This is a genomic window from Micromonospora hortensis (genome assembly GCF_022230935.1).
Classification (GTDB): Bacteria; Actinomycetota; Actinomycetes; order Mycobacteriales; family Micromonosporaceae; genus Micromonospora; species Micromonospora hortensis.
Window position 1 is genome coordinate 153,574 of sequence record NZ_JAKKFE010000023.1, and the last position, 23,277, is coordinate 176,850.

A 23,277-nucleotide genomic window follows, 5' to 3' on the forward strand; every position below is an offset into this window, starting at 1 on the left:
TGCCCAGCCGAGCACGACCCCGGGCCGCGGGTCAGCGACGCGGGTCAGCGCTGTGGCTCGGCCAATGTCACCCGGATGCCGACAGTGCCGCCCTCGCCGCGGCGCAACCGGCTGCCCAGCAGGCTCAGCCGACCGATCAGGCGGTACTTGTGCTTTAGCAGGTCGCGGACCCGACCGGTGTCACCGCCCCCGTAGATCGTGGCGTGAGCTGACACCTCCGCCCCGTGTGGCCGACCCCGCACGTCGCACGGCGCCACCGTCACCTCGCCGTTGCGGCGGATCCGCTTCACCTTGCCCGAGTCGGCCCGGGTCCAGACCGCCAGCGCCTCCCCGTCGCGTACCGCCCAGACCGGGGTCGGCACCGCCCGACCGTCAGTGCGGAAGGTCGTGAGCAGGATGTACTTCTCGGCCGACAGCCGGTCCAGCATGGTCACGCCGCCAGGATACGGCCGGCGCGGGCCACTGAGTGGCCGGATAGCGTGAACGCCGTGACGGTCGAACCTCGAATCGGTGACGTGATCGGCGAACTGCTGCGAGACACGCTCGCCGTGGCCACAGGGGTGGGCCCCCGGCCCCTGGTCGGTGGTCGACTGCCGCGACCGGTCATCGAGATCATCGAACGGGACGACGGTCTGATCAACGGCGCCCCGTCCGCGCACTACCTGGACGGGCCGGCGGAGTGGCAGCCGTACGACCACCGCGCGGTGGACCGGGCGCACGGCGAGACGCTGGACATCGGTACCGGCGCCGGCCGGATCGCGCTGCTGCTCCAGGAGCGCGGCGTACCCGTCACCGGGCTGGACACCTCGGCGGGGGCGCTGGAGGTGAGCCGGCGTCGCGGGGTCCGGCGGCTGGTGCACGGCACCGTCGACACGCACGTCGCCGACGGGTCGCGGTACGACACATTCCTGCTGCTCGGCAACAACCTCGGGCTGTTCGAGGGGCGGGAGCGTGCTCCCGAGTTCCTGGCCGCGCTCGCCGCGCTGGCCCGGCCTGGGGCGCAGATCATCGCGCAGGGCACCAACCCGTACGGCACCCGTGACCCGCTGCACACCGGCTACCACGAGCGCAACCGTCGACGCGGCCGGCTCGGTGGCCAGCTGCGGCTGCGGCTGCGCTACCGCGAGTTGAGCACCGAGTGGTTCGACTACCTGGTCTGCTCGGCGGACGAGTTCGCCAACCTGGTGCACGGCACCGGATGGCAGCTCACCGATGTGGACGACCGCGACGCCCCCTACTACCTGGCCACCCTGCGCCTCGTCGACTGAGCAGAACGGCCCCCGCTCTCCGCCGGACGGAGAGCGGGGGCCGTCCGTACGTCTCAGACCTGGACGGTCGGGGGGAGCTGCTCGGGCGGAAGGCCGCCGTCGCCGTCGACCACCTCGTCCGGTTGGCCGTCCTCGTCGATGTCGACCATGGTGATGTCCACCTTGCCGTCACCGTCGGTGTCGAACTGGAACAGGTCCGCCTTGCCGTCGCCGTCGGTGTCCACCACCCACACGTCGGTCTTGCCGTCGTTGTTGGTGTCGGCGCGCAGCAGTTCGACCCGCTCGTCGCCTCGGGTCTCCACGATCTCCCCGTCGGTGACGCTCTCCGGTGCCTGGCTCATGTCGATGCGGTCCTTCCCTCGGTTGACGGGCCGTCATTACCCGATCCGGCGCTCCCCCACGCATGGGCCGGGTCGTCGCGCTGTCTAGGGTCGCACCATGAGCGAGCGGAGCGGGCGGGACACCCGGGCCGGCGCAGCGGGGACCCCGCGCGTCGGCGGGCGGGACAGGGAGGCGTGATGAGCGATCGTTTCGTGGTCGTCGGTGCCGGCACGATGGGGCTTGGCATCGCGTACGTGGCGGCCGGCGCAGGGCACGCCGTCGAGTTGGTCGAGGTGGACCCCGAGCGGGGTGCGGCAGCGCTGAACCGGCTCGCCGAGCTGTGGGAGCGGGCGGTGCAGCGCGGGAAGCTGAGCGCCGACGAGGCCGCCACGAACCGCCAGCGGGTGACGCTGCGCCCGACCCTCGCCGCCGTCGCTCCCGCCCCCCAGGTGATCGTGGAGGCGGTGCCGGAGCGTCTCGCCCTGAAGCGTGCGGTGCTCCGGGACTCCGCCGCGCTGCGCCCGGCGCTGCTGGGCAGCAACACCTCCAGCATCGCCATCGGGGCGCTGGCCGCCGAGTTGGACGCGCCCGAGCGCTTCGTCGGCCTGCACTTCTTCAACCCGGTCTGGGCGATGGCGCTGCTGGAGATCGTGGTCGGCCCGGCCACCGCCGACGAGACCACCGCCGCGGCCGTCGCGCTCGCCGGCCGGCTCGGCAAGGACCCCGTCGTCGTACGCGACATGCCCGGCTTCGCCACCTCCCGGCTCGGGGTCACCCTCGGGCTGGAGGCGATCCGGATGGTCGCCGACGAGGTGGCCAGCCCGGCGGACATCGACAAGGCCATGGTGCTCGGCTACCGGCACCCGATCGGGCCGTTGGAGCTCACCGACCTGGTCGGCCTCGACGTGCGGCTGGACATCGCCCGCACCCTTCAGGCCGCGTACGGGGACCGCTTCGCGCCGCCGCCGCTGCTGGTGGAGATGGTGGCCGCGGGGCGGCTGGGTAAGAAGTCCGGGCAGGGCTTCTACCGCTGGGAAGGCGGTGTCAAGCAGTGAGCGGGTTGCGGATCGAGGAGCGGCCGGACCGGCTGGTGGTCACCCTGGACCGGCCGGAGAAGCGCAACGCCATCGACGCCGACCTGATCGCCGAGCTGCACCAGGTCTGCGCCGAGTTGGAGGCGCGCCCGCGCCTGCTGCTGCTCACCGGCGGCGCGTCGGGCATCTTCGCCGGTGGCGCCGACATCGGCCAGCTCCGCGAACGGGGTCGCACGGACGCCCTCGCCGCGATCAACTCGGCCGCCTTCGCCCGCATCCGGGCGCTGCCGATGCCGACCGTGGCGGCCGTCGACGGCCCGGCGTTGGGCGGTGGCGCGGAGCTGGCGTACGCCTGCGATCTGCGGGTCTGCACGGAGCGGGCGGTCTTCGGGCAACCGGAGGTGCGGTTGGGCATCCTGGCTGGCGCCGGCGCGACCCACCGGCTGCCCGCGTTGATCGGTGAGGGCCGGGCCAAGGAGCTGCTCTTCACCGGCCGGCGGGTGGACGCCGCGGAGGCCCTGCGGATCGGCCTGGTGAACCGGGTGGTGGACGAGCCCGGCGAACTGCTGACGGTGGCGCACGCGTTGCTGGACGAGATCGCCCTGGGCTCACCGCTGGCGGTGCGGCTGACCAAGCTGGCGGTGGACGCGCCGGCCGCCGCGCACCCGCATCTCGACCTGGTCAGCCAGGCGGTGCTGTTCGAGGACGACGAGAAGCACCGCCGGATGACCGAGTTCCTGGAGCGCCGCCGGCCGCGCTGATCCCGCGTACCAAAAACGGCCGCACCGGCGGGAAGCCGGTGCGGCCGTAGTGGTTCTCGGGTCTCGCCTACTGCCGGATCTGCACCCCGGCGTCGGCCAGGCCGCGGATCACCTGGGCGGACTCACCGAAACCGATGATCAGTACAGCGTCCGCGCCGAATTCCTTGATCTCCTTCGCGCCGCCGCTGAAGTCGACCGGAGCGGCCTTCGCGTCGGCCGGCGGCTCGTACGTCAACAGCTTGAGCCGGTCGTTGGCGATACCGGCCTTCTCCAGCTCCTCGCGGACGGTGCCCTGGAGGCCCTCACCGTAGGAGTCCTTGCGGGCGACGATGACGATCTTCTGTGACCCGTCGCGGAGGATCACGTCGGCCAGCGCCCGGCCCTGGAGGCTGTCCGGCGGGGCGGTGCGGAAGTAGAGGCCCTGGTCGTCGACGTCGGTCAGGCTGGCGTCGGTGTTGGACGGGGAGAAGAGGATCTTCCCGGCCTGCACCACGTCCGGCAGCACCGCCCGGGAGATGCCCGAACCGCCGGCACCGATGATCACGCTGACGCCGTCCGTCACGTGCTTGGCCACCGTCGCCTTGGCCACTGCCGGGTTGGTGCCGTCGTCGCCGTCGAGCCACGTCACCGGCTTGCCCAGTGCGCCGCCAGCGGCGTTGATCTCCTTGATCGCCAGCGCGGCGCCGGCGGCCATCGGCGGGTAGGCGATCGAGAGGTCACCGGTCTTCGGCAGCAGGCCGCCCAGGATCAGCGGCTCCTGGTCGGCGGCGCCACCCGGGCGCTGCTTCTTCGGCTTCGGCGGCGTCTTGGTGCTTGCCGCCGACTCGATGCCCGCGCCGACGAACTCGGTCTTGCCGTCGTTGATCTGCTGCCCGTCGAAGGTCAGCGTGGCGTAGCTCGCGGTGGCCGGCTCACCCTTGTCGGTGAAGCCCGCCCGGGTCAGCGACACGCCGCGGTACTCGATGTCCTGCCCGTTGCGGGCCAGCGTGAGACAACTGGCCGGGTCTTCGCAGCGCTGCCCGTCGTTGGTCACGGCGACGATCTGCTTGGTGATGGCGGCCGGGTCGGTGCTCCCGGCCAACTGGGAGGCGAGCACGGCGATCACCACCGCGTCGTACGTCTCGGCGGAGTACACGTAGTCCGTCAGCGCCGGATTGACGGCCCGTAGCCGGCCCTTGAAGTCGTCTGGCAGCGGAACGAGGGGCGTGGTGCCCTTCATCCCGTCGACGAGACTCGCTCGTTCCTTCAACTCCGCAGGGTAGGAGTTGAGCATGTTGCCGTCCGTGCCGTAGAGGCGCACCTGTTGGGCGCTGGCCTCTTCGGGCTTGTCATCCCCGCAAGCGCTTGTGGCGAGCAGGATCGTCGCGCAGGCAGCCAGTGTGGCTACCCGCGAGCGGCGTGATACGAACATGGTCGTCCTTCCTCCGGCGAAGGTCCGCTGCGCACATTAGCGTGCCGAGGCCGGCGGCGGGACCGTGGAGGTGGCGTAATGCGCAGGTAGCTCGCGTTGAACACGGACAGTGACGGTTGCGGGGACGCTTGACCACCCGTCCTACTGTGCGCTGCGTGACCGACCTACCACAGCAGACGTTCGATGACGCGGCCGCCGTGCTCCGTTCGGCGCTGACCGGCGATGGAGACGCGGTGGTGGGAGCGTTCGACGCGGTCGTCGACCGGGCCGGCCTGGACGGCGCGTACGGCGTCGCCTGGTGTCTGGCCGCGACCATGCTCGGTGACGCGCCGGCGGCCAGCGGTGCGGCGCTCGACTTTCCGGGGATCGATCAGGCCGGGTACGACACCCGCTGGGTGGCCCGCTTCGTCAGCGCGTACGCGAATCGGGACGAGCCGACCGGGGAGGCGCTGTTCGGCGCCGCGGCAGCCGACGGGCTGCTCCCCGACTGCCTGCTCACGCTCGCCGGCTCGACGATCGCCACCCTGCGCAGCCGCGCCGGGTGAACCGCCGCCGGGTCGCGGCGTCCGTCGGGGGGCGGACGCCGCGACCGTGCGGATCGGTCAGAACGCGTGGTACGCGATCAGCGGTTCGTACTCGTACCGCAGGTTCTCGAAGCGGACCCGGAAGTTGACGCCGTCCCGGACGTTTGTCGCCACCGTGATCCAACCCGAGTTGGCCGGCAGGTAGGTCCAGTAGTTGCAGGCACTCGTCTTGTCGACGAAGATCACGCACGCGTCTGTGGCGTACACGCTCGCGTTGCGCACGTTGATGTCACGACAGCGCGTCGTGGTGCGGTACTGGCCGGCCGAGCCGCCGTAGCGGCCGGTCTCGAAGTACGAGCGGACCGCTCCGCCGTAACAGGTGGCGAGCGGGGCGAACGCGTTCGGCCCGGAGCTGACCGGCGTGGTCGGCGTGGTGGGCTCCGCCTGCGCGGGCGTGCCGACGGAGAGCAGTGCGGTGGCCGTGGCGACGGCGAGCAGACGAGCGGTCGGGGATGGCATCCGTTCGTTCCTCCAAACAGTTGGTTGACCGTCCGTATCGGACTGATCATCTGGCCGTGACGATGATACGTATCGATCGATCACCGTGCGGCCCCGATGATGTCCGGCCCGTGTGGTAGCTCTGTAGGCATGTCCGAGGCGATGCTCAGCAAGGTGCGCAAGCTGCTGGCCCAGGCCGAGGACCCGGCCTGCACGCCGGCCGAGGCCGCCGCGTTCACCGCCAAGGCGACCGAGCTGATCGCCCGCTACGGCGTCGACCGGGCGCTGCTCGCCGCCCGGGACCCGACCACCGACCCGGTCGGCGATCGAGTGCTCGACGTCGTCGCCCCGTACGCCCGCGACAAGGTCGGCCTGCTCGCCGCGGTGGCTGAGCCGCTGCGCTGCCGCTGCGTACGCCGTCGGCAGGGCAACGGCTTCGCCCTGCACCTCTTCGGCTTCGCCAGTGACCTGGAACGGGTCGACCTGCTCTTCACCTCACTGCTCGTACAGGCGGCGCACGGCCTGGCCGCCACCGAGGTGCCCGCTGACGACCACCCCGCCGCCTTCCGCCGCTCCTGGCTGGCCGGCTTCGCGGAGGTGGTCGGAGGTCGACTCTGGGCGGCCGAGTCGGCCGCGGCCAGCGAGACGGGCGCACCGTCGATGGCACTGGTGCTGGCCGACCGGTCCGACCGGGTGCAGCGCCGGCTCACCGAGGAGTACCCACGGCTGCGTACCGCACCGCCACGTCGCCTGGGCGGCACCGGCTTCGGTTCGGGGGCGGAGGCAGGCCAACGCGCGAACCTTGGTGGTCGTGACCTTGGCGCCGCCGCCGGTCGACGGCTCGGCCGGTGACCCGATGGGTCGTCAGGCCGTCGTGCTGGGGCGGTGGCGCGACAACGTGGCGACGTAGCGGGTGAGCAACTCGTGCCAGCCGGCCGTGAGCGCCCTGCGGTAACCCTCGGCAGCCTCGCCGTGCCGGTCGAAGTGCCGGTGCTCCAGCTCGACCCGGGTGTGTTCCGGCCCCTCGGCATGGAACAGCACCTCGACCTCGCTCGCGCGGGCCGGGTCCGGCACCGGCGCCCGGTCGGGGCCGATCTGCCAGACGAAGACCAGTCGGCGAGGCGGATCCCAGGTGAGCACCCGGCCCCAGTCGGCGCGGAAACCGTACGGGCCGATCTCGTAGAGCATGCCGCCGGCCCGGGGCTCCATGCCCAGCTCGGCCAGCGCGTCCGGGCCGGACCAGGTGTATTCGGTGACCCACCAGTCGGTCAGCTCGTCGGTGAAGACCGCGAACGCGTGCTCGGGGGAGCCCGGGACGAGAAGGCTGCACCGGAGAGAGAACTGGCCGACGTCCTGCCGGATGTCGGCCGGATCAGTCAATTCCTGTCCCATAGGCCCGGACCATACCGGCTGATGCCTCGGTGTGCAGCTTCGCGCGGTGCCCGGTTCCAGACAGAGGGTCGTCGAGTCGTCACGGACGGGATGGCCCGCCGGAAAGCGGGTAACCGCGCCCAACGGCTCGGACGACCGAGCCGGTGTGCAGGTGGGGCGGGAGAGCATGAGCGAGAGCGGTCAGCAGCGGGAGCCGGACCGGAACGTCGACAGCGGGGACCCGGACGTCCTGCTCGACATTCCGAAGGTCTCCGTCGACTCCATCCGACTGGCGGTCGACGGCCTGGAGGCCGACCTGTCGCTGCGGGCCCGAGTGGCCAACCTGCTCCAGGTCGACGCCGGCGTACGGGTGCACCTCAACGGCGGCGAGTTGAACATCGATGGGGTGAACGCCGAGGCACAACTGCGGGTGCGGTTGGAGCAGCTGACCAGAATCCTGGGCCGCGCACTCGACACGCTCGACCACAACCCGCACATCATCGAGGCGCTCGCCCGTACGGCCGGCACCGCCGTCGACGACGTGAACCGCAGCGCCCAGCAGTTGGCCGCGGGCGCAGCGGAGATCAAGGCATCACGTCGACGCTCGGACGACGGACGCGACGAGCCGGGCCGGCAGGTCGGCGCGGCCAGCCCGGTGGCCGACCGCGACCGACTGGGTTTCGACAGGCCGGGCTCAGGTCGACCGAGTTCTGGCCGGCCGGGCTCTGATCGGGCGGATGCCGGTCGATCCGGGGCGGGTCCGGTCGGGTCGGCACCGGACGCCGGAGGACCCGGGCCGCGAGCTGGCGGCCCGGGGTCAGCCGACCAGTCGCATCCGCAGGGCCCGCAGCCGGAGGGCCCGCAGCCGGAGGGCCCGCATCCGCACGGCCCGCATCCGCACGGCCCGCATCCGCACGGCCCGCATCCGCAGGGCCCGCAGCCGGAGGGCCCGCAGCCGGAGGGGCGGCGTCCTGAGGGCCAGCAGCCACAGGGCCGGCAGCAGCGGCGCCCCGAGGGATCGGTGGGTTCGGCGGGTTCGGCGGCCGGGCAGACCCGCAACCAGCCAGGCCGGTCGACTGCATCCGGTCCGAGCCCGTCCGGGGATGGAGACGGTGGTCTGCCGGGTGCCGCGCAGGCCGCAGCCCAGGGCGCGGCGCAGCTGGCCGAGCAGGCGGGGGAGACGCTGCGACAGGCCGGACGGAGCGTGTGGGAGGCGATCCAGGGCAGCGTGACGCAGCACCGCCCGCAGGGTCGCCGCGACCACTGACGCCGCGCCGTTCCTCGTTGTGCGGGGGCGGTCTCACCTGGGTGGCCGTGCACAGGGCGCCAAGATCTGAGCATCTTCAGGGAAACTGCTGCCTCAGCCGGTCGGGAGGCAGCAGTTTCGGTGATAGTGCATGGACGCCGCTCGCGGTTGTCGTCCGAGCGTCGCCGGCAGCGGTGCCAGGGCATCCTTCTCGCATGATCACGCTCGATCCTTGATGTAGTGGCCTCGCACGCGGGTGGAGGGCCCTGTTTCCTGGATCGAGCACGATCTTGGAGGTCGTCGCTTCGGCGCCATGCCGCTGATGTCGCGGGGTCGCGGCGCTCTGCTCGCGCGTGCCGGCAGTGGCGCCGGAAAAAGCAAGATCCCCACCTGCGTTTCCGCTGGCGGGGACCTCTGTAGCCCGGCGAAAGGCTATGTGGCCAGGGGCGGGGTCGAACCGCCGACCTTCCGATTTTCAGTCGGACGCTCGTACCAACTGAGCTACCTGGCCGTGTCGCTCGGCTCATGTTACCCGGCAACCGGACGAACCGGCGGCAAGGCGACCTGCTCCGATACGCAGAACGCCGCGCGGGGCGCGGCGTCAGCGCTGCGGTCCTGACGGGACTTGAACCCGCGACCTCCGCCTTGACAGGGCGGCGAGCACTCCAACTGCTCCACAGGACCTAGCTTGTGTTGCTCCGGCTTACGCCGGTCTTGCCTTGCTCCGGCTTACGCCGGTCGTGCCCCCAACGGGATTCGAACCCGTGCTACCGCCTTGAAAGGGCGGCGTCCTGGGCCGCTAGACGATGAGGGCGGCCCCGCCATCATTGCACATTCGCAACTTCAAGCGGACTTGCTCCCATCCGGCCCCGCCGGAGGCTTGGAAAGCATACGTGATGCTCCGTCGGTCGACAAAATCGGTGTCGGCAAGGGCTTGGGACGGGCCATAACTGCAGGACAGACCGGTTCTAGCGGAGTCGGGTGATGCCGAAGCGCTGCTTCAGGTCGGCGATCAACTTCGGGCATGCGGCCAGTGTCGCGGCCCGATTACCGCCCCCGTCGTGCAGAAGAACGATCGCACCGGCCCGGGTGGCGGTGTGGACACGCTTGCCGATCGTGGCCGCTGTCGGCTTGTCCCAGTCCTGCGGGTCGACCGACCAGTGCAGCGGACGCATGCCGAGGTCCTTGGCCACCCCGATCACCTCCGACGTCCACCGGCCGCCGGGCTGCCGGTAGAACGACACCTTCGCGCCGGGAACGGCCTTCCGGATGGCCTTGTTGGTGCGGTCCAGGTCGGCCCGGATCTCGCCGGCAGGTCGACGGGCGAGATCGAGGTCGTGACGCCAGCTGTGGTTGCAGAGCTGGTGTCCCTCCCGGACGATCCGCCGGACCAACTCCGGGTGACGCTGCACCTCGCGACCGACGACGCAGAAGGTCGCCGTCACCTTGGCGGCCTTCAGTTGGTCGAGCACCTTGGGTGTCCAGGCCGGGCTGGGCCCGTCGTCGAACGTCAGGGCCACCGGGCGTACGCCGGTGTTGCGCCCCAGACCGGAGGGCAGCTTGGCCGGCAGCGGCCGCAGTGGCGGCTTGGCCGGCTTGGTGACGCTGGGGTGCGGTTTCGGGGTGGGCGGCGTGGTCGATTCCACAGGCTGTGGAACTGCGGCGGGTGTGATGGAGCGGGTCGGCTGGGCGCAGCCGGACAGGAGCAGCGCCACGGCGAGGACGGACGCCAGGACTGCGCGGGCTTGCATCTGCTCGCTCCCGGAGGGTCGGGGTAGGCGGACCCGCCCGACGGTAGTTCACGCCGCGATCCGGCGACAGTGCGATCAATCACGCCTCGACTGGTCCAGGGAGTCGCGGACGGCGGCGGAGAGCGAGACCGCCTCGGCCAGGTCGACCGGCCGCACCACCCCGGCGGGCAGCGTGTCGGCTCGCCAGCCGGGGCCGGCGGCGAGCACCAGCAACGGGCGTCGGGGCGCGGCGAGTAGCGCGCTGAGTTGGGTCGGGTCGGCGGTGGCCCGGGTGTGCGACCAGAGCACCACGGCGGCCGGTCCGGTCCGGTTGACCGCCTCGACGAGAGCGGCCACCGGCACCCGGGCACCGAGCATCCGGTAGCTGACACCGGCCTCCGCGAGAGCCGCCGCCAACGCCTCCAGCGGCAGGGTGTGCTGTTCCTCGTCGGCGCAGGAGAGCAGGATCCGGGCCGGCCCGGTGGGAACGTTGGCCCGACTGGCCGCGGCGAGCGCCTCCGAGACGCAGCGGGACACCAGGTGTTCCACCTCGATCAGGCCGGCGGTGGCGGCGTGCCGTTCGCCGATGCCGGCGAGCACCGGGCGCAGCAGGCCCTCCCAGGTGGCGACGACGCCGCTGGCGGCCAGTGCGTGCGCGATCGTCTCGCTGATCGCCGCCGCGTCCAGTCGCATGGCGGCCCGGGCCAACCCGCGGGCCGCCGGACCGGCGCGGCCGACCGGGATGGAGCCGCCGCCGTCACGGCCGGTCGGGTGGATCCGGGCGGGGGCGACGGTGCCGGCGCCGTTGGGCGTCGGGTCCGGTGCCTGGCGGGCCCACCGGGCCGCCTCGGCGGGGCTCACCCCCTCGGCGGTGAGCCGTCGCATGATCTCGAGACGGGCCAGATCGGTGGGTGTGTACCGGCGGTGGTGACCGGGGATGTGTTCACTGGGCCCGAGCCCGTAGCGCTGGTGCCAGGTGCGGAGGGTCGTCACCGCGACCCCCAACCGACGTGCGACAGCGCCCGCGCTCAGCGCCTCATCGACCACCCGACCGCTCCGCCGTGTCATTCGCCGACGATCCGGGCGGCGTCAGGGCCGGGCCGGTTGCGCCGGACCGGGACTCCGCGGGGCGTAGCAAGCGGTTCACCACCCCGCCCAGCCAGGGCGCGTACGACCGGGGGTCGAGTTTCAACTCGGCCTCCAGCGCGGCGGGGTCGGCCCACCGCAGCTCGGCCACCTCGTCCGGGTCGGGCAGTAGTGGAGCGCTGGGCAGGAACTCGCCTCGCAGTACGTGGTCGTACTCGAACTCGACCCGACCGGTTGCCGGGTCCTCGGCGTAGTAGACGTAGACGCCGACCTCGGTCAGCTCGACCGGGCCCGCGCCCAACTCCTCGCTCAGCCGTCTGTTGGCCGCCTCGGCGAGCGACTCGCCCGGCTGGGGGTGGCCGCAGCAGGAGTTGGCCCAGCGCAGCGGGAACCGGGTCTTCACCGCGGCTCGCCGCTGGAGCAGCACCTGGCCGTCCGGGTCCACCAGCAACACCGAGAAGGCCCGGTGCAGCTGGCCCGGTGGTTGGTGCGCCGCCGCGACTGTCGTCTCGCCGTGGGCCTTGCCGGACTCGTCGACGAGTTCGACGAGGTGCTTCTCGCGACTGATCATCGGCCTTCCCCGGTGATCCGGCCGGCGGCGAGCTTGCCGGAGATGAGCACCATCGGTACGCCGACACCGGGCTGGGTCCCGGAGCCGACGAAGACCACGTTCGGCAGGTCGCGGTGCAGGTTTGACGGGCGGAACGGGCCGGTCTGGAAGAGGGTGTGCGCGGCGGCGAACGGAGTGCCGGCGGCCATCCCCTGCTCCTCCCACTCGGCGGGGGTGATCGCCCGAAGCACCTCTACCCCGGCGCCGAAGCCGACGTAGCCGCGCTCCTCCAGGGTGCCGATCAGCTGGTCGGTGTAGCGCTGGGTCAGGTCGCCGCGCCATTCGAACGGCGCCCGGTGCAGGTTGGGCACCGGGGCGAGCACGTAGTAGGTGTGTCGGTCCGGTGGTGCCACCGCGGGGTCGGTCCGGCTGGGGTTGGTCACCAGCAGCGACGGATCGGTCATCAGCTCACCCCGTCGGATGACCTCATCGAAGGTGCCCTTCCACGCGCGTCCGAAATGGATGTTGTGATGGGCGATCTTCGCATAGGCCTGTCGGGAGCCGACGTGCAGAACGACGCAGGACGGCGAGTAGGTGAGTCGGCGCCGCGGCGCGGCGGGGAGCAGATCCCGGTAGGCGACCGGCAGGTCGGGGTTGAGCACCACCACGTCCGCCGGCACCAGGTCGCCGTCGGCGGTGAGCACGCCGGTGGCGCGGCCGTTCACGGTCTCCACCCTGGTCACGGTGGTGTCGTACCGGATCTGCACGCCGTGCTTCTCGGCCGCGCCGGCCATCGCCCTGGAGACCGCGTGGATGCCGCCGCGTGGGAAGTAGACCCCGGCCACCGAGTCGAGGTACGCGATGACCGCGTAGATGGCCAGCGCGTCGTGCGGCGCGAGGCCGGCGTACATCGCTTGGAAGGAGAAGATCCGCTGGGTACGCGGGTCCCGGAAGAACTGGTTGATCTTCGTCTGGAGGCGCCGGAAGGCCCCGCCGCTGAGCAACTTGAGCAGGTTGCCGGTGATCAGGTCGGTCGGCGCGTCCAGGTTGCGCTCGATGAAGTCGGTGCGCTCCAGCCGCCACAGCTCCCGCGCGTACTCGACGAACCGTAGGTAGCCGTCGGCCTCCCGGGGCCCGCAGACCCGGGAAATCTCGGCCGCCATCCGGGTGGTGTCGGTGAGCACGTCGAGGGTCGAGCCGTCCGGGTAGTACGCCCGGTAGGCGGGGTCGAGCGGGGTCAGGTCCAGCCAGTCGTGCAACTCCTCGCCGACCGCGCCGAGTGCCTCGGCGATCAGGTCGGGCATGGTGAGCACTGTCGGGCCGGTGTCGAACTCGTAGCCGTCCACGCCGAGGCGCCCGGCTCGCCCGCCGGGCACCGGCTCGCGCTCCAGCACCGTCACCTGTCGACCGCTGCCGGCCAGGTGCAGCGCGCAGGCGAGCCCGCCCAGCCCGGCCCCGACGACCACCACCCGGTCCGTCCGTCCTGTCACCGTCCGCACGTGACCACCTCCTCGCTCAAGTCGCTCATCAGGCTCGCCGGTTGGCGGCGGCGGTGGCCAGCCCGGTCAACGCGGTCCGCGCCGTCTGGTCCACGGGTGCGGCGTCGAGCGCGGCCAGCGCGTCGCTGACCCGCTCGGCGATCATCTGCTCCACCCGGGTCACCGCACCGGTCTCGGCGACCAGCGCGGCGAGCGTGTCGACCGATCCGTCGGCGGCTCGCTCCAACGCCGTGAGCTGGGCGGGCGTGGCCAGCTCACGGGCCAGCATGAGCAGCGTGGTCGGCTTGCCGGTGCGGAGGTCGTCCCCGGCCGGCTTGCCGGTGGCCGCCGGGTCGCCGTAGACGCCGAGCAGGTCGTCGCGGAGCTGGAACGCTTCGCCGACAGCCAGGCCATAGCGGGTGTACGCGGAGACCAGCGGGTCGTCAGCGGGCACCCCGGCCAGGCAGGCACCGAAGAGCAGTGGCCGCTGGACGGTGTAGCTGGCGGTCTTGTATCGGGCCACCCGTAGTGCCCGGTCGACCGACCAGTTGCCCGGGTCGTTCTCGCCGAGCACGTCAAGATACTGCCCGGCGACCGTCTCGACCCGCATCTGGTCGTAGCAGCGGCGCACCTCGAAGAGGCGCGTCGACGGCACCGAGGCGTGGGCCAGCAACTGGTCGGCCCAGACCATGCAGAGGTCGCCGATGAGCACGGCGACGGCCTCACCGAACCGGCCGGGATCACCTCGGTGGCCGGCGGCGACGTGCTGTTCGGCGAGCGCGATGTGCGCGGTGGGCCGGCCGCGGCGGGTGGTGGACGCGTCCATCACGTCGTCGTGCACCAGCGCGAAGGTGTGCAGCAGCTCCAGCGCGGCCAGCGCGGGCAGCACGGGTGGCAGAGGCGCGGTGCCACCGACGGCTCCGCGCCAACCCCAGTAGGCGAACGTGGAGCGGATCCGCTTGCCGCCGGTCAGGACGGCCTCCCGGGCGGTGGCGGCGAAGCTGCCCATCGACGCGTCGATGTCGTTGAGGGTGTCGACCTCGGCGGTGAGGAAGGCGTCCAGGGTCTCGTCGACAGCCGTGACCAGATCGTGGGTATAGGCAGCCAGAACGGCGCGGACCGGATCGTCCCCGTCCCCCGGCCCTGTCGGCGCCACGCGGGTCGCGTTGCCCGCAACTGCGTCGTTGGCCATGCGACCGAGCGTACCCTAGGCTACGAGTTGCGTCGATTGGTGCGTCGATAAATGGAGGAGGGCCGGTGGAAACTGATCTCACCGCTGCCTATGACCGGTGCCGTGAGCTGCACAAACGCCATGGCCGCACCTACTATCTCGCCACCCGTCTGCTTCCCGCTTGGAAACGACGACATGTGCACGCCCTCTACGGGTTCACGCGGTATGCGGACGAGATCGTCGACCGCACCGAGGACCTGCCGCCGGCCGAGCGGGCCGCCCTGCTGGACCACTGGGCCAGCCAGTTCGTGGCCGGTCTGCACGGTGCGCCGGTCGACGACCCCCTGTTGCCGGCAGTGCTGCACACGATCGCCGTCTTCGATCTCGACCGGGACGACTTTGCGTCGTTTCTGAAGAGCATGGCGATGGACCTGACCGTCACCGCGTACCCGACCTACGACCACCTGCTCGACTACATGGAGGGCTCGGCGGCGGTCATCGGCACCATGATGCTGCCGATCCTGGGCACCTCCGACCCGGTGGCGGCCCGGGAGCCGGCCCGGCAACTCGGCTTCGCCTTCCAGCTCACCAACTTCATCCGGGACGTCGCCGAGGACCTCGACCGGGGCCGCACCTACCTGCCGGACGAGGACATGGCGAAGTTCGGGGTCACCCGCGAGGAGTTGGCCGAGGCCCGCGCCCGGGGCCGCGTCACCCCCCGGATCCGCGAGCTGATCGAGTACGAGGTGACCCGCGCCCAGGCGCACTACGCCGCCGCCGCACCGGGCATCACCATGCTGGCGCCCGCCTCGCAGGCCTGCATGCGCACCGCGTACGCGCTCTACGGCGGCATCCTCGACGAGGTGGCCGCGCAGGACTACGACGTCTTCGTCCGGCGGGCCCTGGTGCCGCAGCGGCGACGGATGGCGGTGGCCGCGCGGGCCCTGCTCAGCTCGACCGGTACGCCGGTCGTCATCCCCGGGCCGACGATCCAACCGGAGAGCCGGTGACAGCGAGCACGGCGATCGTGCTCCTCACCCGCGACCTGCGAGTGCACGACCACCCGGCGCTGGCAACCACCTGTGCCGCCTTCGACCAGGTGGTGCCGCTGTACGTGCTCGACCCGGCGCTGGCCGACCTCTCCGCCAACCGCACCCGCTTCCTGCACCAGGCCCTCGCCGACCTGCGCGACCAGCTCCGTGAGCGTGGCGGCGACCTGGTGGTCCGGCACGGCGACCCGGTGGCCGAGACGATCCGGCTTGCCGACGAGGTCGGGGCCACCGCCGTCGCGCTCTCGGCCGACGTCAGCCACTACGCCGTCCGTCGGGAGCGGCGACTACGCACCGAGTGCGAGCGGCACCGGCTGCACCTGCGACTGTTTCCCGGTTTGACAGTGGTCGAGCCGGGCGCGTTGCGGCCCGGTGGCGGCGGCGACCACTACCGGGTGTTCAGCCCGTTCCACAGGGCCTGGGCGGCCAACCGGTGGCGCGAGGAGTTGGCCGCGCCGCGCCGGATCGCGCTGCCCGACCGGGTACGCGTGGGCCGGTTGCCGGCGCTGCCAGCCGGAGACTCACCGGACGCGGCCATCGGTGGCGAGCGGATCGCCCGGCAGCGGCTCACCGACTGGCTGCCCGACCTCACCCGGTACGGCGATCAGCATGACGACATGGCCGGCGACGACACGTCCCGGCTCAGCCCGTACCTGCGCTTCGGCTGCGTGTCGCCGCTGGCGGTGGCGAACCGCGCCGGCGACCGATCGGGCCCGTTCGTCAGGCAGGTCTGCTGGCGGGACTTCTACTACCAGGTCACCGCAGCCTTCCCGGAGATCTCGACAGCGGCGTACCGGCGGGGTGCCACCGAGCAGTGGCGCTACGACGACGACGCGTTGGCGGCCTGGACCGAGGGACGCACCGGGATGCCGATCGTCGACGCCGGGATGCGGCAGATGCTGGCACAGGGCTGGATGCACAACCGGGCCCGGCTGATCACCGCCGGCTACCTGACCAAGCACCTCGGGCAGGACTGGCGGTCCGGGGTGGCGGTGTTCTCTCGGTGGCTGCTCGACGGGGACGTGGCGAACAACTCCGGCAACTGGCAGTGGGTCGCCGGCACCGGCAACGACACGAAGCCCTACCGGGGGTTCAACCCGGTCCGGCAGGCAGAACGGTACGACCCGGACGGCGACTACGTGCGCCGGTGGGTGCCGGAGCTGGCGGGGGTGCGGGGCAAGGCCATCCACCAACCGTGGCGGCTGCCCGAGGCGTTCGACTACCCACCGCCGCTCTCGGTACCGGGCACCGACCCCGTCTGGCTGCGCTGATCAGAGCACCGAGTGCAACGCCTCGACCAGCTCGTCCACCCGGTCGTGCTCGGCGAGGTGCGCCGTGGCGTACGCGAAGGTGTAGCCCCGCTCGGGGTCGGCCCACGCGCTGCTGCCGCCGATGCCACCCATGCCCCAACTGCCGTCCGGCTCCCACTGCATGCCCAGGGTCCAGTGGGCGTCGCGGTCCAGCACCAGGTCCGGCCCGTCGTACTGGACCCCTGTCGCCTCCGCTACCAGCTCCTTGCTGAACAGCCGAACCCCGTCCAGGACACCACCGGCCAGCAGGCCGGCGTAGAGCCGGGCCAGGCTGGCCGCGGTGGCGTGCAGGTTGACCGCGGGCACCTCCGCGCCCCGCCACATCGGGCTGTTCAGCACGGCCAGGTCCAGCCCGCCGGCCGGGTTGCCGATCGCCCGAGCCCGCAGCGAGCCGGGCTCACCGAGCATTCGGGTCGGCCACTGCGGGTCGCCGTACCGCAGGTCCGCGCTGCGCAGTTGGTCCGCCTCGATCAACCCGAAGCCGAGGTCGAGCTGCCACCGGTTGGCGATCTCCTCGGCCAGGAACCGGCCCACCGACCGTCCGTCGACGCGGCGGACCAGCTCGCCCACCAGATGCCCGTACGTCCAGGCGTGTTCCCCGGCGACCGAGCCCGGCGACCACTCGGGGTCGGCGGCGGCCAGGTCGCCGGTGAGCACCGTCCAGTCGGCGATCGCGGTGGCCGGTCGGGGCACCGGAAAGGCCGGCAGCCCGGCGGTGTGCGACAACACCTGACGGACCGTGGCGGGTGTGCGGAACTCCGGCCAGTACCGGTCCACTGGCGTGTCGAGATCGACGGTTCCCCGGTCGACGAGCAGCAACAGGCAGAGCGCGGCCACCGGCTTGCCGACCGAGTAGACGTTCACCAGCGTGTCCGGCAGCCACGGCTCGCCGCCCGGCCCGTGGCCGCGGCGGGAGCCGCCGACCAGGTCCACTACCGGCTGCCCGTCGTACCAGATGGTCACTGCGGCGCCGGTTTCCCGGCCGGAGGCGAACAGGTCGTGGAAGCAGTCCCGGACCGGAGCGAAGCGTGCGTGCATCCGGCCACGGTAGGCGTCCGGGCCGGTGCACGCTCCGACTTTTCCGCCGACCCCGGTGGTTGGTGTGGTGTCGCTGGGGGATGCTGTTCGGTGTGGCGGAGCCGGAGCTGGTGGATGTGGTCGTGGTCGGGCTCGGGGTCGGGGGCGAGGAGGTGGCCGAGCGACTTGCCGAGGCCGGCCTGAACGTCGTCGGCGTCGAACGGGATCTCGTCGGCGGGGAGTGCCCGTACTGGGGCTGCATCCCGAGCAAGATGATGATCAGAGCCGCCAACGCGCTCGCCGAGGCTCGCCGGGTCGACGGGCTCGCCGGCACCGCCCAGGTCCAGCCGGACTGGGCGCCGGTGGCGAAGCGGATCCGCGAGGAAGCCACCGACACCTGGGACGACACGGTCGCGGCGGAGCGGTTCGTCGGCAAGGGTGGCCGACTCGTGCGGGGCAGCGGTCGGCTCGACGGTGCGCGCCGGGTCCGCGTCGGTGATCAGGTGTTCGAGGCCCGACACGGGGTGGTCCTGGGCACCGGCACCCGCCCGTCGGTGCCGCCGATCGACGGCCTGGCCGACACCCCGTACTGGACCAACCATCAGGCGATCGAGGTCGAGGAGCTGCCGCAGTCGCTGCTCGTGCTGGGTGGCGGCGCGATCGGCCTGGAGTTGGCGCAGGTCTTCGCCCGCTTCGGGGTCCGGGTCACAGTGGTCGAGGCTCTCGACCGGGTGCTGGCCATCGAGGAACCCGAGGCGTCCGAGGTTGCCGCCGCGGCGCTGCGCGCCGACGGCGTGGAGATCCACACCGGGGTACGCGCCGAACGGGTCGAGCACGACGGAGCCAGGTTCACTCTGCGCGGTGGCGGCGGCGCGAAGTTCACCGCCGACCGGCTGCTGGTGGTGACCGGGCGCAAGGCCCACCTCGCCGAGCTAGGCCTGGACACGATCGGCCTGGACGCCAGCCAGCGTTACCTCCCGGTCGACGACCGTCTGCACGTCACCGACCACGTCTGGGCGGTCGGCGACATCACCGGCGAGGGCGCCTTCACGCACATCGCCATGTACCAGGCGGGGATCGTGATCGCCGACATCCTGGCCCGCGCCCGGCAGGCGAAGGCGGGGGCGGACGCCAGCGGCACCTCCAGCGTGGTCGGCGGGGCGATGGGCGCGTCCAGTTCGCTGGCCGCCAGCGGATCGAGCGGATCGGCCGGCACCGTCCCGCGAGCTGACTACCGGGCGCTGCCCCGGGTGACCTTCACCGATCCCGAGATCGGCGCTGTCGGGCTCACCGAGCAGCAGGCCCGCGAGCGCGGCATCAACGTGCAGGTGGGTTTCACCAAACTCGGCAGCTCGACCCGAGGCTGGATCCACCGGGTCGGCGACGACGGTTTCATCAAGCTCGTGGCCGACGCCGACCAGGGCGTGCTGATCGGCGCGACCTCGGCCGGCCCGGCCGGCGGCGAGGTGCTGTCCGCGCTGGTGGTGGCGGTGCACGCGGCGGTGCCGCTGAGTCAGCTCCGGCACATGATCTACGCGTACCCGACCTTCCACCGGGCCATCGAAACCGCCCTACGCGACCTGTCCTGACCCCGTCTCCGCGCGGCGATCAAGCAGTGCGCTGGCAAACGCCGGCAATTTGCTGTTCATTTCTTTCATTCAGGTGACGTACGATTGCGAACGTGACCAAGCGGTTGACTGAAGTTGCCAAGAAGGCGGGCGTCAGCGAGGCCACCGTCAGCCGGGTGCTCAACGGCCGCGACGGGGTCTCCGAGGCGACCCGCACCGCAGTGCTCACGGCGCTGGACGTGCTCGGTTACGAGCGGCCGACCAAGCTGCGCGGCGAACGCGCCCGGCTGGTCGGGCTGGTGCTGCCCGAGTTGCAGAACCCGATCTTCCCGGCGCTGGCCGAGGTGGTCACCGGCACTCTCGCCCAGCGCGGCTACACCCCGGCGCTCTGTGCCCGGACCATCGGCGGGGTCTCCGAGATGGACTACGTGGAGATGCTCCTCGACCACCAGGTCTCCGGCGTGATCTTCGCCGGCGGGTCGTACGCGCTCGCCGACGCCAAACACGACCACTACCGTCGGCTGACCGACCGAGGGCTTCCGGTCGTGCTGGTCAACGCTGGTGTGGAGGAGTTGGGCTTCCCCCGGGTCTCCACCGACGACGCGGTGGCGGTGGAGCAGGCGTACGGGCACCTGCGCTCGCTCGGGCACGAACGGATCGGGATGGTGCTCGGCCCGGAGGGGCACGTGCCGTCCCGGCGCAAACTCGACGCGATGATGAAGGCCGCCGGCTGGGACGAGGGCGACGCCGAGTGCGTGGAGCGCTCCAGCTTCTCCATGGAGGGGGCGCGGGTCGCCGCGACGAAACTGGTCGAGCGGGGCGTGACCGGCATCATCTGCGCCAGCGACGTGCTCGCGCTGGGCACGATCCGCGCGGCCCGGCGGCTCGGTCGCTCGGTGCCGGCCGACGTGTCGGTGGTGGGCTACGACGACTCCGCGTTCATGACGTGCACCGACCCGCCGTTGACCACTGTGCGGCAGCCGATCGAGACGATGGGGCAGGCCGCAGTGGATCTGCTGGTCACCCAGATCGAGGGCGCCGGCGTCCTTCAGGACGAGCTGCTGTTCGAGCCGGAGTTGGTGGTGCGGGGTTCCACCGCTCCCGCCCCCGGCCGCTAGGCACCACACCGAACGACGCTTCGGCCGTCGACCGCCTCTCGCGGTCGGCGGCCGTTTTCGTCGTTGCCCGCCACGGTCGCCATCGACCAAGCCGAATGATCGGCCATAAGGCATCAATAGTCGGCAAACCGGTCTGCTTTCAAGGGCTTGCCAACATCTGTCGTGATCGCGTCGTGTCCTTTCGGAACAGGGTCGATACCTTGCCGAAATGAGTCGGCCTCGCTACAGTGACTCCACTCACACCTGGCTCCGACGCAGCTACTGGGCGTCAGGTCGTATCACCGCAGATCAGCAAAGGTCATTGGAGTCACCCGTTCCCGAAGGGATGGACAGATGTCCGTACCGCAATACCGAAAGGCTGCGGCGGTTGCGCTCGTGGCCGGCCTGGGGCTCAGCCTCACGGCATGCTCCACGAAGAGCGACGACAAGGGCTCGACCGCCGGCGGCAAGGTCACCATCACTGTCGACTGCCAGCCGGTCGGCGCCCAGAAAGAGCTGTTGAAGAACTGGAACGACGACGTCGCCGAGTTCCAGAAGCAGAACCCGGACATCACCATCAAGAGCGTCAGCGTCGGCGAGCAGTGCAACAACCCGCCGGACTTCACCGCCCGCCTCGCTGGCGGCACCGTGACCGACGTCTTCTACGGGTACATGACCGATCTCCAGCAGGTGCTCGACTCCGGTCAGGCGATGGACATCAGCCCCCATGTCAACAAGGACGCGATCGCGACCTGGGACAGCGTCGACCCGGCGCTCAAGGAGGTCTTCACCGACGGCGGCAAGCTCTACGCCGTGCCGGTGAAGAACTACTCGATGGGCCTGGTCTACAACAAGGCCCTGTTCCAGCAGGCCGGGCTGGACGTGAACAACCCGCCCAAGACCTGGGCCGAGGTCCGTACCGCCGCCAAGAAGATCTCCGCGCTCGGCAACGGCATCGCCGGCTACTCGGAGTACAGCGCCGGCAACACCGGCGGCTGGCACTTCACCTCCCTGCTCTACTCGCAGGGCGGCAAGGTGCTGACCGAGGACGGCAAGAAGGCCGACTTCAACAACACCATGGGCAAGCAGGTCCTGCAGAACCTCAAGGACATGCGGTACGGCGACAACAGCATGGGCGCCCGTCAGCTCCTCCAGTGGGGCGACCTGTTGACGAACGCCGGCGCGGGCAAGGTCGGCATGTTCATCGGCGCGCCGGACGCCACCCAGGCGATCGTCAGCCAGTTCCAGGGCAAGTTCCAGGACTGGGCGATGGCTCCGCTGCCCGGCCAGGACGGCGCGGCGAAGGGGACGCTCGGTGGTGGCGAGGGCTACTTCTTCAAGAAGGACCTCACTCCCGAGCAGGTCAAGGCCGGTCTGAAGTGGATCGCGTACCAGAAGCTCACCCCGGGCAAGGGCCAGTTCGACTACGTGCGGGCCAAGCCGCAGAACTACCCGGTGGGTCTGCCCCAGCCGCTGCTCTTCGCCAACGGCAGCGACGCGCAGAAGCAGGAGCTGGAGCTGCGGAAGGCGAACGCGAACGTCGACACGACGAACTTCGCGCTCTTCGAGGCGACCCCGGTCCCGATCAAGGGTGAGCCGCGCAACGCCCAGGCCGTCTACGCGGTGCTCGACGGCGCGATGTCAGGTGTGCTGACCAACCCGAACTCGAACATCGACGCACTGCTCAAGACCGCCGAGGAAAAGGTCAACCAGCTCCTCGCCGCCGAGAGCTGACCGATCGTGTGGGGGTCGGGACGCCGACCCGACCCCCACGCCACTCGCACCGCATCTCGACGTCACCGACTCACCCAGGAGTTGCCTTGGCGATCACCACCGTCCCGGAGACCCCCAGGAAACCGGGCCGCCCGCCGTCGCCGTACTCGGCCAGGCCGCAGCGCACGAGTCTCGGCCGCAAGGTACGGGACAACCTCAGCGGTCACGCGTTCCTGATCGGGGCGGTGCTCTGCTTCGTCGTCTTCTCCTGGTACCCGATGGTCCGCGGGATCGTCATGAGCTTCCAGCGGACCCGGCGCGGCGAGACCACCTGGGTGGGCTGGGACAACTACTCCCGCATCATCGCCGACCCCAGCTTCTGGACGGCCTGGCAGAACACCTTCTACTTCACAGTCCTGGCGCTGGCCCTCGGGTACGTGGTGCCGTTCTTCGTGGCGATCCTGCTCAACGAGTTCCGCCACGCCAAGGGGTACCTGCGGATCCTGGTCTACCTGCCGGTGATGCTGCCGCCGGCCTCCGCGCTGTTCCTCTTCAAGTTCTACGCGTACGACCCGAGCGAGGCCGGGCTCTTCAACGCGATCCTCAAGGCGCTGCACCTGCCCACCTCGCAGTGGATGCAGTCGCCGGAGATGACGATGCCGGCGATGGTGGTCGCGTCGACCTGGATGAACATGGGCGGCGCGGTGCTGATCTACCTGGCGTCGTTGCAGAACATTCCCGGGGAGCTGTACGAGGCGGCCGAGCTGGACGGCGCCGGAATCTGGAAGCGAATCGTCCACGTCACGATCCCGCAGACCCGGCTGATCCTCGCGCTCCTGGCGATGCTGCAGATCGTCGCCACCATGCAGCTCTTCATCGAGCCACTGATCCTCGCCAACGGCGCGGGTGCGGAGGACTCGGCGACCTCGGTGGCGTACCTCATCTACCAGCACGGGTTCTTCCAGAACGACCTCAACGGCGCCGCCGCCCTGGGCGTGATCATGCTCGTGGTGCTGGCCGGCTTCTCCGCCGTGTACGTGCGGCTGACCGCGAAACAGGACTAGGACGGCGAGG

The 23,277-nt window shown here is 71.1% G+C and carries 23 protein-coding genes and 3 tRNA genes; 12 read left to right on the top strand and 14 right to left on the bottom strand.

All coding sequences use genetic code 11. The features are described from left to right. Positions 1–44 precede the first annotated feature (44 nt). The gene (locus NIE111_RS16910; RefSeq protein WP_238685304.1) at positions 45–434 is read right to left on the bottom strand and encodes a PPOX class F420-dependent oxidoreductase; all 390 of its coding nucleotides are present in this window, start codon (positions 432–434) and stop codon (positions 45–47) included. A 54-nt stretch (positions 435–488) separates the two neighbouring features. On the opposite strand from NIE111_RS16910, the gene NIE111_RS16915 reads away from it, so the two are divergent. Beyond that, a complete protein-coding gene (locus NIE111_RS16915) occupies positions 489–1,268 on the top strand; it encodes a class I SAM-dependent methyltransferase (RefSeq protein ID WP_238685305.1) in 780 nt (259 codons plus the stop codon). A gap of 53 nt (positions 1,269–1,321) precedes the next feature. On the opposite strand, the gene NIE111_RS16920 is transcribed toward NIE111_RS16915, so the two are convergent. Next, on the bottom strand, positions 1,322–1,609 hold the full coding sequence (locus NIE111_RS16920; protein WP_091396025.1) for a hypothetical protein: 288 nt from the start codon (positions 1,607–1,609) through the stop codon (positions 1,322–1,324). Between the two features lie 177 nt (positions 1,610–1,786). Between NIE111_RS16920 and NIE111_RS16925 the strand changes: the two genes are divergently transcribed. Both NIE111_RS16925 and NIE111_RS16930 read left to right on the top strand, forming a co-directional pair. Next, complete coding sequence (locus NIE111_RS16925; RefSeq protein WP_238685306.1) at positions 1,787–2,644, top strand: 3-hydroxyacyl-CoA dehydrogenase family protein; 858 nt, start codon at positions 1,787–1,789, stop codon at positions 2,642–2,644. Next, on the top strand, positions 2,641–3,384 hold the full coding sequence (locus tag NIE111_RS16930) for an enoyl-CoA hydratase/isomerase family protein (RefSeq protein WP_238685307.1): 744 nt from the start codon (positions 2,641–2,643) through the stop codon (positions 3,382–3,384). The genes NIE111_RS16925 and NIE111_RS16930 overlap by 4 nt, the downstream gene beginning before the upstream one ends. 67 nt (positions 3,385–3,451) lie before the next feature. Here the strand turns inward: NIE111_RS16930 and NIE111_RS16935 are convergent, their stop codons facing one another. Further along, positions 3,452–4,795 (bottom strand): ABC transporter substrate-binding protein, encoded by a 1,344-nt coding sequence (locus tag NIE111_RS16935; protein ID WP_238685308.1) that lies wholly within the window; start codon positions 4,793–4,795, stop codon positions 3,452–3,454. 155 nt (positions 4,796–4,950) lie between these two features. Between NIE111_RS16935 and NIE111_RS16940 the strand changes: the two genes are divergently transcribed. Then, the gene (locus NIE111_RS16940; protein ID WP_091396011.1) at positions 4,951–5,340 is read left to right on the top strand and encodes a hypothetical protein; all 390 of its coding nucleotides are present in this window, start codon (positions 4,951–4,953) and stop codon (positions 5,338–5,340) included. 57 nt (positions 5,341–5,397) lie between these two features. On the opposite strand, the gene NIE111_RS16945 is transcribed toward NIE111_RS16940, so the two are convergent. Further along, complete coding sequence (locus tag NIE111_RS16945) at positions 5,398–5,838, bottom strand: hypothetical protein (protein WP_238685309.1); 441 nt, start codon at positions 5,836–5,838, stop codon at positions 5,398–5,400. Between the two features lie 129 nt (positions 5,839–5,967). On the opposite strand from NIE111_RS16945, the gene NIE111_RS16950 reads away from it, so the two are divergent. Next, positions 5,968–6,669, top strand: coding sequence for a DUF2786 domain-containing protein (locus NIE111_RS16950; protein ID WP_238685310.1), 702 nt, complete (start codon positions 5,968–5,970; stop codon positions 6,667–6,669). Positions 6,670–6,681: 12 nt separating this feature from the next. On the opposite strand, the gene NIE111_RS16955 is transcribed toward NIE111_RS16950, so the two are convergent. Then, positions 6,682–7,209 carry an SRPBCC family protein gene (locus NIE111_RS16955; RefSeq protein WP_238685311.1) on the bottom strand — a complete coding sequence of 176 codons (528 nt, stop codon included), beginning with the start codon at positions 7,207–7,209 and terminating at the stop codon, positions 6,682–6,684. Positions 7,210–7,375: 166 nt separating this feature from the next. Between NIE111_RS16955 and NIE111_RS16960 the strand changes: the two genes are divergently transcribed. After that, positions 7,376–8,455, top strand: a complete 1,080-nt coding sequence (locus tag NIE111_RS16960) for a hypothetical protein (RefSeq protein ID WP_238685312.1) — start codon at positions 7,376–7,378, stop codon at positions 8,453–8,455. A gap of 416 nt (positions 8,456–8,871) precedes the next feature. Here the strand turns inward: NIE111_RS16960 and NIE111_RS16965 are convergent. From NIE111_RS16965 to NIE111_RS17000, 8 genes are all read right to left on the bottom strand, one after another. Further along, positions 8,872–8,945, bottom strand: a tRNA-Phe gene (locus NIE111_RS16965). Positions 8,946–9,044: 99 nt separating this feature from the next. After that, a tRNA-Asp gene (locus NIE111_RS16970) sits at positions 9,045–9,118 on the bottom strand. Positions 9,119–9,175: 57 nt separating this feature from the next. After that, positions 9,176–9,248 (bottom strand) — tRNA-Glu (locus NIE111_RS16975). Positions 9,249–9,402: 154 nt separating this feature from the next. After that, positions 9,403–10,185, bottom strand: coding sequence for a polysaccharide deacetylase family protein (locus tag NIE111_RS16980; RefSeq protein WP_238685313.1), 783 nt, complete (start codon positions 10,183–10,185; stop codon positions 9,403–9,405). A 75-nt stretch (positions 10,186–10,260) separates the two neighbouring features. Beyond that, the gene (locus tag NIE111_RS16985) at positions 10,261–11,211 is read right to left on the bottom strand and encodes a MerR family transcriptional regulator (RefSeq protein ID WP_238685424.1); all 951 of its coding nucleotides are present in this window, start codon (positions 11,209–11,211) and stop codon (positions 10,261–10,263) included. After that, complete coding sequence (idi, locus tag NIE111_RS16990; RefSeq protein WP_238685314.1) at positions 11,201–11,821, bottom strand: isopentenyl-diphosphate Delta-isomerase; 621 nt, start codon at positions 11,819–11,821, stop codon at positions 11,201–11,203. The genes NIE111_RS16985 and idi overlap by 11 nt, the downstream gene beginning before the upstream one ends. Beyond that, complete coding sequence (crtI, locus tag NIE111_RS16995) at positions 11,818–13,299, bottom strand: phytoene desaturase family protein (protein WP_238685315.1); 1,482 nt, start codon at positions 13,297–13,299, stop codon at positions 11,818–11,820. The genes idi and crtI overlap by 4 nt, the downstream gene beginning before the upstream one ends. A gap of 28 nt (positions 13,300–13,327) precedes the next feature. Continuing rightward, a complete protein-coding gene (locus tag NIE111_RS17000) occupies positions 13,328–14,470 on the bottom strand; it encodes a polyprenyl synthetase family protein (RefSeq protein ID WP_238685316.1) in 1,143 nt (380 codons plus the stop codon). A 65-nt stretch (positions 14,471–14,535) separates the two neighbouring features. Here NIE111_RS17000 and NIE111_RS17005 point away from each other — a divergent pair, with 65 nt between their 5' ends. Continuing rightward, positions 14,536–15,459: a phytoene/squalene synthase family protein gene (locus tag NIE111_RS17005; RefSeq protein WP_238685317.1), complete on the top strand. Its 924-nt coding sequence runs from the start codon at positions 14,536–14,538 to the stop codon at positions 15,457–15,459. Beyond that, positions 15,456–16,769: a cryptochrome/photolyase family protein gene (locus tag NIE111_RS17010; protein ID WP_238685318.1), complete on the top strand. Its 1,314-nt coding sequence runs from the start codon at positions 15,456–15,458 to the stop codon at positions 16,767–16,769. Before NIE111_RS17005 ends, NIE111_RS17010 begins: the two co-directional genes overlap by 4 nt. Here NIE111_RS17010 and NIE111_RS17015 read toward each other — a convergent pair whose 3' ends face one another. Further along, complete coding sequence (locus NIE111_RS17015) at positions 16,770–17,846, bottom strand: serine hydrolase domain-containing protein (protein ID WP_238685319.1); 1,077 nt, start codon at positions 17,844–17,846, stop codon at positions 16,770–16,772. A gap of 80 nt (positions 17,847–17,926) precedes the next feature. Between NIE111_RS17015 and NIE111_RS17020 the strand changes: the two genes are divergently transcribed. From NIE111_RS17020 to NIE111_RS17035, 4 genes are all read left to right on the top strand, one after another. Then, complete coding sequence (locus NIE111_RS17020) at positions 17,927–19,414, top strand: dihydrolipoyl dehydrogenase family protein (RefSeq protein ID WP_238685320.1); 1,488 nt, start codon at positions 17,927–17,929, stop codon at positions 19,412–19,414. A gap of 92 nt (positions 19,415–19,506) precedes the next feature. Beyond that, the gene (locus NIE111_RS17025; protein ID WP_238685321.1) at positions 19,507–20,511 is read left to right on the top strand and encodes a LacI family DNA-binding transcriptional regulator; all 1,005 of its coding nucleotides are present in this window, start codon (positions 19,507–19,509) and stop codon (positions 20,509–20,511) included. Between the two features lie 333 nt (positions 20,512–20,844). Further along, the gene (locus NIE111_RS17030) at positions 20,845–22,224 is read left to right on the top strand and encodes an ABC transporter substrate-binding protein (RefSeq protein WP_238685322.1); all 1,380 of its coding nucleotides are present in this window, start codon (positions 20,845–20,847) and stop codon (positions 22,222–22,224) included. An 86-nt stretch (positions 22,225–22,310) separates the two neighbouring features. Beyond that, the gene (locus NIE111_RS17035) at positions 22,311–23,267 is read left to right on the top strand and encodes a carbohydrate ABC transporter permease (RefSeq protein WP_238685323.1); all 957 of its coding nucleotides are present in this window, start codon (positions 22,311–22,313) and stop codon (positions 23,265–23,267) included. Positions 23,268–23,277: the final 10 nt, after the last annotated feature.